The sequence below is a fragment of the Pseudomonas sp. XP2 genome (assembly GCF_053557975.1).
Genome location: NZ_JBNRIK010000012.1, coordinates 102,771 through 108,667, shown reverse-complemented (window position 1 = coordinate 108,667; position 5,897 = coordinate 102,771). Strand labels below are relative to the sequence as shown.

General features: G+C 65.4%; 4 protein-coding genes. All 4 read right to left on the bottom strand.

Going from position 1 to position 5,897, the window contains the following annotated elements:
• Positions 1-52: 52 nt before the first annotated feature.
• The 4 genes from ACK1VC_RS15055 to ACK1VC_RS15040 all read right to left on the bottom strand — a co-directional run bounded on the left by ACK1VC_RS15055 (position 53) and on the right by ACK1VC_RS15040 (position 5,789).
• The gene (locus ACK1VC_RS15055; protein ID WP_016486034.1) at positions 53-2,296 is read right to left on the bottom strand and encodes a TonB-dependent receptor; all 2,244 of its coding nucleotides are present in this window, start codon (positions 2,294-2,296) and stop codon (positions 53-55) included.
• A gap of 205 nt (positions 2,297-2,501) precedes the next feature.
• Positions 2,502-3,560, bottom strand: a complete 1,059-nt coding sequence (locus ACK1VC_RS15050; RefSeq protein ID WP_016486035.1) for an ABC transporter substrate-binding protein — start codon at positions 3,558-3,560, stop codon at positions 2,502-2,504.
• Complete coding sequence (locus ACK1VC_RS15045) at positions 3,557-4,621, bottom strand: ABC transporter substrate-binding protein (RefSeq protein ID WP_016486036.1); 1,065 nt, start codon at positions 4,619-4,621, stop codon at positions 3,557-3,559. The genes ACK1VC_RS15050 and ACK1VC_RS15045 overlap by 4 nt, the downstream gene beginning before the upstream one ends.
• Before the next feature lie 19 nt (positions 4,622-4,640).
• Positions 4,641-5,789 (bottom strand): LLM class flavin-dependent oxidoreductase, encoded by a 1,149-nt coding sequence (locus ACK1VC_RS15040; RefSeq protein WP_016486037.1) that lies wholly within the window; start codon positions 5,787-5,789, stop codon positions 4,641-4,643.
• Positions 5,790-5,897: the final 108 nt, after the last annotated feature.

The following is a 5,897-nucleotide window of genomic DNA, read 5'->3' as shown; positions in this document are numbered from 1 at the left end:
GTGGTGTCCGTGGGGGCGCTGGCTTGCCGGCGCTAAGGCCGGAAAGGGCAACCTAGAACCGGCTGGTAACGCTGAGCCCGACGGTGCGCGGGTCGCCGTAGGTGATCACGTACTGCCCGGCAGTGCCGTTGGGCCGGCCGTGCACCTGGTAGCGGCGGTCGGTGAGGTTGTTGACGAAACCGGTCACGCTCAGCTTGTCGTCGTGGCTGAACCAGCTCAGGCGGGCGTTGGCCAACGTGTAGTGCGGCTGGCTGAGGGTTTCGTCGGCGCTGCTCTGGCGGTCGGCCAGGAAGTACTCCTTGTCACGGAAGCTCACGTCGCCCCCTGCCACCAGTTTGCCGCCCACTTCCAATGGAATGGTGTAGTCGGCGCCAAGCGACACCACGTTGCGCGGCGAACGCACGAAGCTGTTGCCGCTGTAGTCGCCGGTGACCGCGCCAGTGGTCGGGTTGGTGTTCTTGAAGTCGGTGTATTCGGTGTCGAGGAACGACACCGCCGCGCGCAGGTGCAGGCGCTCGGTCGGCTGGCCTTCGATCTCCAGCTCCGCACCCTTGACCTTGCCCTTGGCGCCGTTGGTCAGCGCGGTGGTGAGCACGCCGTTGTTCACCGTCAGCAGGTTCACCTGGATGTCGGAGTAGTCGTAGTAGAAGAGGTTGGCGTTGACGGTCAGGCGGCGGTCGAACCACTCCGACTTCAGCCCCAGCTCGTAGGCATCCAGCTCTTCCGGGTCGACCGTGGTCAGCTGCGCCAGGCTGGTCGACAGCCCGGTGTTGAAGCCGCCCGAGCGGAAGCCGTGGGCGTAGCGGAAGAACACCCGCAGGTTGTCATTGATGCGGTACTCGGGCGTCAGGTCGTAGGTCCAGGCTTCCCAGGTCTTGTCTTCCTGGCGATTGCCGTTGGTGCCCACGCCCGCCAGCGGGATCAGCGGGCCGTTGGCGGTGGCGCGGGTCAGCTGCACCAGGTCCAGGTCGATGTCCTTTTTCTCCTGGGTCCAGCGCAGGCCGCCCGTGACGCTGAAGTCATCGGTGAAGTCGTAGGTCAGGTTGCCGAACAGCGCGTAGCTGTCGGTGCGGTGATCGAAGCCCATATCGCGCAACGCCGTGGTGCCCACCTGGTTCGAGCCGGTACCGTTTGGCGTCGGCCCGGGGGTTACCACCCGCTGTGCCGCGCTGTCGAGGTCTTCGTGGAAGTAGTGCGCACCCAGCAGCCAGTGCAGCGGGCGGTCTTCCGGCGAGGCCAGGCGCAGCTCCTGCGACCATTGGCGATAGCTGTTGTCGGTGATCGACGCGCCGTTGACCTCGTAGGGGGTGTAGTCGGCGTCGCTGGTGGAGCGGTTGCGGATGTAGTCGTAGGCGCTGATCGAGGTCAGCGTGTAGTCGCCCAGGTAGTAGTTGAACGTCAGCGAGGCGCCATCGTGGTCCAGGCGGTAGTCTTCGTTGACGTTCAGCGAGATGTCGCGGCCATGCGGGCGTTCGTAGCCGACGTTGTAGTAGCGGCCCACGGGCAGCGAACCATTGCTGCCGTCGCCCTTGAACTGGCGGCTGTGCACCTTGAGCAGGGCGTCCAGGTCGGGGTTGAGCTGGGCCAGGAACTGCAGGCGGATGGCTTTCTTGTTCACATCGCCATAGGTGTTGCCGTCGAAGTCGTTGTTCTGGAAGCCGTCACGCTCCTCGGAATACAGCGCCACTCGCCCGGCCAGTTTTTCGTCCACCAACGCGCCGCCGATGGCACCGGTAACGATGCGTTCGTTCTTGCTGCCAAAGCCTACGGTGCCGTAACCGTCGGTGTCGAAGGTGGGTTTCCTGGAAATCACATTCACTGCACCGGCAGTGGTGTTCTTGCCATACAGGGTGCCTTGTGGCCCACGCAGGATTTCGATGCGCTCCAGGTCAAACAGCGGCCCGCCGCCAGCGATGGGGGCGTTGAGGTAGACGTCATCGGCGTAGATGCCCACCGGGAAGACCGTTGCCGCGCCGGTGTCGCCGGTGCCCAGGCCGCGGATATACCAACGTGGGCGGCCGTCGCCGTCGGGGTTCTTGGCCGAGGCGTTGGGCACGAAGGTGGTGATGTCGCCCATCGAGCGCACCCCATCGGCGGTAATGCTGGTGCCTTTGATGGCTGATACGGCCACCGGTACTTCCTGCAAGGTCTGTTCGCGGTGCTGGGCGGTGACGGTGACGGTTTCCAGGGCCGGTTCGTTTTTAGTGTCTTCGTTGGCGGCGATGGCCTGGCTGCCGGTGCCGGCCAGCAGCAGCGCCAGGCTGATCTGGCGGGCCAGTGGATTGAGCTGGTGCATGGTGGATCTCCCCGTATGTAAAGCGTTGTTGGGGAGAGCTAGAGCAGGGACTGTGCCATATTGTTAAGCTATTGAAATATAAGGTTTTTATTTGGTTTTTGAGCGGGTGTTGCAGGTGGGGCAGCAGTGGGGTGCTGGCCGGGTGCTGCTGGGGCAGCAGTGGCGGGGCTGAGATTGTTGGGGCCGCAAAGCGGCCCCAACAATCTCAAACCGCCAACCGCGAAGTCGACCCGATCACACTCTCCAGCACACGAAAATCAATCCACTCGCGCACATCAAAACGCCGCGGTATGAACCCCCACCGGAACAGGAACTCGGTAAAGTCCTGCAGCGCCTCGATCGAGCGGCTGTCCAGGGTAGTACGCAGGCGCCGATGCGCATCATCGCCATAGGCCGCCGCCACCCAGTACTCGCTGGTGTTCAGCTCGCGCGCCAGAAAGCGCCGGGTCTCTTCCGGGTTAGCCCAGGCCCATTGCTCGGTGCGCAGCACCGTGTCGACCAGCGTACGGCTGGCATCGAAGTGGTTTTCCAGCAAGTGCCTGTCCACGGTCAGTGTGCGCGGGGTGCCGTTGTTGCTGCGGATCAGCGGGTCCGGATGGCTGCCGGTGTCGACCACCACGCGCAGGCCGAACTCGTGGGCCAGGTGCACCGCATGCGCACCTTTGAGGAAGATCGCGTCGATGTCGCCACGCAGCAGGCCGATCAGCTCATTGTTGCGGCGGCTGAAGCGGCTGGTGTCCAGGCTCACTTCAGCACCGTACAGGTGCTGCTTGGCATCGTCGCTGTAGGTGCCGCCGTAGGGGTAGTCGACCAGTTCCACATCGGCCACCGCCAGGCCTTCGAGCTTCAGGGCGTTTTCCAGCCCGCGCAGGGCCTGGGCGCGGGTGAAGTCGATCTGTACGTTGGCCCACTTGGGTATGCCGAAACGGCGGTTCTTCAGGTCGCGAATGCTGCGTACGCCGCTTTCTTCGGTGGTGAGGATCAACTGCACCTCATCACTCCACGACAGCCCCAGCACGCGGGTCTCGACGCCGCTGGCGTAGGCCCAGATCGCCGGGATGTTACCGCCGTGGCGCACCGAGTTCTGCAGATGATGGTCGTAGTGGGCTTCACGCACCTCGCGTTCGCTGGACTCGCGCAGCGACTGGATATTGGTGCCAAACGGCGTGAAGGCCTCGGCCAGCCGCCCCGATTGTACGGCGATGCCGAGGCCGGTGGGCACGGGGCTGTGGGTGTACCAGAGCGTTTCCAGGGGCTTGGTCATGGGGTAACGGGTTTCCTGTCCATGTGGAGGGGGGCCAGCAGTTGGTCCAGTGGTTGGCGAGTGATCCAGTCGCGCACCTCGAAGCGCGCCGGGATGAAGCGCCAGCGCTTGAGGAACTCGACAAAGTCCTGCAAGGCATCAATGGCCTGTTCGTCCAGGCGCGTGCTCAGGCGCAGGTGGGCGTCGGTGCCGTAAGCCACTTGCACCCAGTACTCGCTGCTGTTGGTTTCCCGCGCCAGATAGCGGCGGGTTTCGTCGGGGTGCTGGTGGGCCCAGCGTTCGGCGCGCAGCACCGAACCGAGCAGGGTGCGCACCACCTGCGGGTGCTGCGCCAGCAGGTGGCTGTCCACCGCCAGGGTGCGTGGCGTGCCGTTGTTGCTGCGGATCAGCGGGTCGGGGTGGCTGCCGGTGTCGATCACCGTGTGCAGGGCGAAGGCGTGGGCCAGTTGTACGGCGCTGGCGCCCTTGAGGAAAATCGCGTCGACCTCGCCGCGCAGCAGGCCGGTCAGCTCCAGGTTGCGGCCTTCGCTCTGGGTGCTGGACACCGGCGTGCCGGCCACGCTGCGTACCGGGCGGTCGCTGAAGGTACCGTCGTAGCGGTAGTTGACCAAGTCCACGTCGCCCACTTGCAAGCCTGCGAGCTTGAGGGCGTTTTCCAGCCCGCGCAGGGCCTGGGCACGGGTGAAGTCGATCTGTGCGGCGGCCCAGTCGGGCAGGCCGAAGCGGCGGCCTTTGAGGTCTTTTACGGTGTGGATGCCGCTGTCTGGGCGGGTCAGGATCAACTGCGCCTCATCGGCCCACGACAGGCCGATGACCCGGGTGTCGCGGCCCTGGGCGCGGGCCCAGATAGCCGGGATGCTGCCGCCGTGGCGTACCGAATTGAGCAGGCTGTGGTCAAAGTGCGATTCGCGCACCGCCTGCTGGTCGGCTTCACGCAGGGACTGCACCCGGGTGCCGAGGCCGGCCAGGTCTTCCTGCAGCCAGCCTTGCTGCACGGCAATGCCCAGGCCGGTGGGCACCGGACAGCGGGTGTACCACAAGGTATCGAGGGGTTGGCTCATGTTCAGCTCCGGTTGGGGTTCAGGCACTGGCCTGCAACGGTGTGGTGGCAGCCTGCTGCACCAGCGGCAACACTTCCTGGCCGATGCGCAAGGCCTCTTCCAGGTGCGGGTTGGCGGCGAGGATGAAGGTGCTGAAACCGGCATCGCGGTATTCAGCCAGGCGTTCGGCGATGTTCTGATGGCTGCCCACCAGGCCCACGGTGGGGCCGGGCTTGGCTTTGGCGAAGCCGGCCCACAGGTTGCGCGCCAGGATCAGTTCGTCGAAGCCCTGCAAGCCTTGGTGATAGGCGGCCTGGCGTGCACCGCCTACAGAGTCCGAGCCGGTCACGAAGCCCTTGGCGCTGGCGCTGGCCTTGCCTTCCAGGCGCTCGAACTGCTGGCGCAGCTCGCGCCAGGCTTGTTCTTCGGTCTCGCGGGCGAACAGGTCGACACGCAGGCCGAAACGCACGGTGCGGCCCTGCTTGTCGGCCAACTCGCGCACGCGTTCGATATGCGGCTTGAGCTTGTCGATGGGCTCGGCCCAGTTCAGGTACACATCGGCATGGCGCGCGGCCACGTCCAGTGCGGCATCGGAAAAGCCGGAGAAGTACACGCCCGGTTTGCGTTCGTGTTGCAGGCCCGGCGGCAGGCTGCCGTTTTCCAGGCGGTAGATATCGCCTTCGTAGGAGAACTTTTCCTGTGTCCAAAGGCCCTGGATCACGTCGAGGAATTCGCCGGTGCGCTTGTAGCGCAGGTCATGCTCCAGGAAGTCGCCATTGGCCCTTTGGCTGGCCGGGTTACCGCCGGTGATGATGTTCCAGTCCAGCCGGCCCCCGCTAAGGTTTTGCAGAATTGCCGCCTGCTGAGCGGCATAGGCGGGCAGGGTCCAGGTGGCCTGAAAGGCGATCAGGAAGCGGATGCGCCGGGTTTCGCGGGCCAGCGCGGCGGCGGCTATCCACGGCTCCGGGCCGGTGGGTAGCAAGGCGCCTTCGAACCCGGCCAGCTCGGCGGCCTTGGCCACCTGGGCGATGTAGTCGATGTAGCTGAAACCGTCAGCCTGGCCATCGGGCAGGCGACCGGGGGCGATATTGCCGGGGCGGTGCGCGGGGTTGCCGCGGTTGTGGCGGTCGGTGGACAGCTGCGGGCCATCGGTGCCCAAGGGCAGGCGCCAGAAGAATTCGGTGGTCATGGGGGCTCCTGAAGGGGGCGGTTGTGCGGATGAGGAGGGTGGTGCAACGGCTGTGCCATGCGCGGCGCATGGCCTGTGGGGCGGGGGTTTGAGGCGTAGAGGGGGGGA